At 61.1% G+C, this 3,430-nt stretch carries 2 protein-coding genes; one reads left to right on the top strand and one right to left on the bottom strand.

Translation table 11 applies throughout. From position 1 onward, the window contains the following. Positions 1-56: 56 nt before the first annotated feature. The gene (desA, locus tag HX873_RS26140; protein WP_003218147.1) at positions 57-1,241 is read right to left on the bottom strand and encodes a delta-9 fatty acid desaturase DesA; all 1,185 of its coding nucleotides are present in this window, start codon (positions 1,239-1,241) and stop codon (positions 57-59) included. A 166-nt stretch (positions 1,242-1,407) separates the two neighbouring features. Between desA and dibA the strand changes: the two genes are divergently transcribed. Further along, the gene (dibA, locus tag HX873_RS26135; RefSeq protein ID WP_177045619.1) at positions 1,408-3,318 is read left to right on the top strand and encodes a phosphodiesterase DibA; all 1,911 of its coding nucleotides are present in this window, start codon (positions 1,408-1,410) and stop codon (positions 3,316-3,318) included. Positions 3,319-3,430 lie beyond the last annotated feature (112 nt).

Below are 3,430 nucleotides of genomic sequence, written 5' to 3'. Positions count from 1 at the left end.
AGCTCCCTCGCCACAGAAGCTCCCCTGCCACAAAAAATCGGCTCGCTACAGCCGTATCAGACCGCGGCAGGCCGCAGCGAATAGGTCTTCAGCTGATGGGCAAAGTCCCGCAGGGATTGAATCCCGCTCGCCTCGGCCTCGTGCACCCATTCCTTGATCGCCGCCAGCATGTCGTGGCCGTTGGTGCTGGTTTTCAGCCAGATCTGTTGCAGCGCCAGGCGCTTCTCGTAGATCACTTTCAGGGCCTGGCTGTGTTCCAGCATGCTCTGGATGCGCACGTGGTGGCGGTCATCCAGCAGGCTGGTTTCCCGCGACAGCAGGCGCTTGGCGCGATGGAATTGGTGACGCACCGAGTGATCGACCTTCTCCAGTTCCTGCTTGACCAGCGGGCCAATCACCAACTTGCGGTACTGGGCCATGATCTGGAAGCGGTTGTTGAGGATCGCCATCGCGGTGTCCATGTCCAGGCTGCCCTTGCCTTCGACCCGGTGGGCGATCGGCGCGACCCGTTGCACCTTGGCCAGGCGCAGGAAGCTGAACACTTTGATCCAGGCCCAGCCCAGGTCGAACTCCCACTTCTTCACCGACAGCTTGGCGGAGTTGGGGTAGGTGTGGTGGTTGTTATGCAGTTCTTCGCCACCCACGATGATGCCCCAGGGAATCAGGTTGGTCGCCGCGTCGCGGCATTCGAAGTTGCGGTAGCCGATGGCATGACCCAGGCCGTTGATTACGCCGGCAGCCCAGAACGGGATCCACATCATCTGGATGGCCCAGATGGTGATGCCGATGGTGCCGAACAGCAGCAGGTCGATCACGCCCATGATCGCCACGCCCAGCAGCGGGTACGGGGTGTAGAGCTTGCGCTCGATCCAGTCTTCCGGGCAGTTCTTGCCGTAGATGCGCAGGGTCTCGGGGTTCTCGGCTTCGGCGCGATACAGCTCGGCGCCTTTGCGCAGCACGGTGGACAGGCCCTTGATCACCGGGCTGTGAGGATCGTCGACGGTTTCGCACTTGGCGTGGTGTTTGCGGTGGATAGCGGTCCACTCGCGGGTGTTCTGCGCCGTGGTGAGCCACAGCCAGAAGCGGAAGAAGTGTTTCAGGCCAGCATTGAGCTCCAGGGAGCGGTGGGCTGAATAGCGGTGCAGATAGACCGTGACCCCGACAATGGTCACGTGGGTCATCAACAGAGTGACTGCCACCAGTTGCCAGGCCGACAAGTCAAGAAAACCGTTGTACCACATAGGCTGTATGGCCCTCAGATAAAGAAAAAACCAGCTTGCGCATTATCACTAAGCCTACAGATAAAACCAGCCGCCCTTTCAGATAGGAGTGACTGGATGTTTCTTATTCTATAATCCGTAGCCTTTGTAGGGCGAATCTGGTTTTTTAGTAAGGATTACTGAACATATGCTGTTTTCATACCGAGGTGCCCTGCGTGCCGGGCTGATGTACCTGCTGGTTTCGATTGTGTGGATTCAGCTCAGCCATCAGGTATTGATCAACTTTATCGATGAACCCGTGGAGCTGGGCCGCTGGCTTCAGATACGCGGTTACCTGTGGGTCAGCCTCAGTGCCCTGGCGATCTACCTGCTCTGCGCGCACTTTGCCCGGGCGAACCTGATCCAGCAGCCACTGAAGGAAAACCGCGAGCGCCTGCGCCAGGCCGCCGCCGTGTTCGATTGCACCCGCGAAGGGGTGCTGGTCACCGATGCCCAGGGGCTGATTGTTCACGTCAACCGGGCCTTTATCGAAATCACCGGCTACCAGTGCGAAGACGTGCTGGGGCGCCAGCCGAGCCTGTTCAAGTCCGGGCGCCACTCGGCCAGTTTCTACCAGGCGATGTTCGAGACGCTGGAACGTGACGGTGAATGGAGCGGTGAAATCTGGAACCGCCGTAAAAGCGGCGAAATCTACCCACAGTGGCAGACCATCCGGGTGATCCGTGATGAGCAGGGCCATATCAGCCACTACGTCGCGGTGTTCTCCGATATCAGCGCCATCAAGCACTCCGAGAGCGAGTTGGCGCACCTGGCCCATCACGACCCGCTGACCGACCTGCCCAACCGCCTGCTGTTCACCGATCGTGCCGAACAGGCCCTGGCCTCCGCGCAGATCCATAAACGTGGCTGCGCCTTGCTGCTGCTCGACCTCGACCATTTCAAGATCATCAACGACAGCCTCGGCCATAACGTCGGCGACCAGTTGCTCAAGGCCGTCGGCGAGCGCCTGCAAGGCCTGTTCGGCCCCGGCGTGACCCTGGCGCGCCTGGGCGGCGACGAGTTCGCGGTGCTGGCGGAAAGTTGTCCACAGGTGGGCCAGGCCGCCGCCCTGGCGCAACGTATTCTCGACGCGATGAAAGAACCGGTCATCTTCGACGGCCATCAACTGTTTATCAGCGTGAGCATCGGCATCAGCCTGTTCCCCAGCGACGCGCTGAGCGCCGAGCAACTGCTGCGCAACGCCGACTCCGCGTTGTTCAAGGCCAAGAGCGCCGGCCGCGAAGGCTACGCCTTGTACACCGAAGAGCTTACCGCCCACGCCCAGCACCGCGTGGAAATGGCCGGTGAACTGCGCCGCGCCCTGGATCAGCAGGAGCTGCGGGTTTACTACCAGCCAGTGCACGACCTGCAAGACAGCCGAATGATCGGCGTCGAAGCCCTGGTGCGCTGGCAGCACCCGGAGCGCGGGCTGGTGCCGCCGGGGGAATTCATCCCGATTGCCGAGCGCACCGGGCTGATTGCCGACATCGACGCCTGGGTCATGGACCAGGCCTGCCGCCAGATGTGCCAATGGCTGGCAGACGGCGCACCGCTGACGTTTCTCGCGGTGAATGTGTCCAGCCGCCTGTTTGCCCGGCGTGAGCTGTATGAGCAAGTAGCCAAGGTGCTGCACGACACGGGGCTGGATCCGGCGCTTTTAGAGCTGGAAGTCACCGAAAGCGCGGTGATGGAAGACCCGGAAGTCGCCCTTGAGCAAATGCATCGCCTGCGTGAGCTCGGCTTGCGCCTGGCCATCGACGACTTTGGCACCGGTTATTCATCGCTGCTGCGGCTCAAGCGCTTGCCGGTGCAGAAGCTCAAGATCGACCAGGGTTTTGTCGCCGGGTTGCCATGGGATGAGGACGATGCGGCGATCGTGCGGGTAGTGATCGCGTTGGCGCAGAGCATGGGCATGCAGGTGCATGCCGAAGGTATCGAGCAGGTTGAGCAGGCGCGGTTTCTATTGGAACAGCGCTGTGACCTTGGCCAGGGGTACTGGTTTGGTCGGCCGATGCCGGCCAGTGAGCTGGATTGGGCGAGGGCGCCGACAATTCGTTAACCACTGCCTGTCCTGATTTGAAACAGGGCCAAAATGTGGGAGCGGGATTGCTCGCGAAGGCGGTGTGTCAGTCAGCAAATCTGTCACTGACCCACCGCTTACGCGAGCAAGC

The sequence above is a fragment of the Pseudomonas sp. P7758 genome (genome assembly GCF_013386485.1).
GTDB lineage: Bacteria > Pseudomonadota > Gammaproteobacteria > Pseudomonadales > Pseudomonadaceae > Aquipseudomonas.
The sequence above is the reverse complement of the archived record's forward strand: the minus strand, read 5'-3'. Positions and strand labels throughout refer to the sequence as shown.

Coding starts and splice junctions, on each gene's coding strand:
- dibA (WP_177045619.1), top strand. CDS start 1,408: ATGCTGTTTTCATACCGAGGTGCCCTGCGTGCCGGGCTGATGTACCTG.
- desA (WP_003218147.1), bottom strand. CDS start 1,241: ATGTGGTACAACGGTTTTCTTGACTTGTCGGCCTGGCAACTGGTGGCA.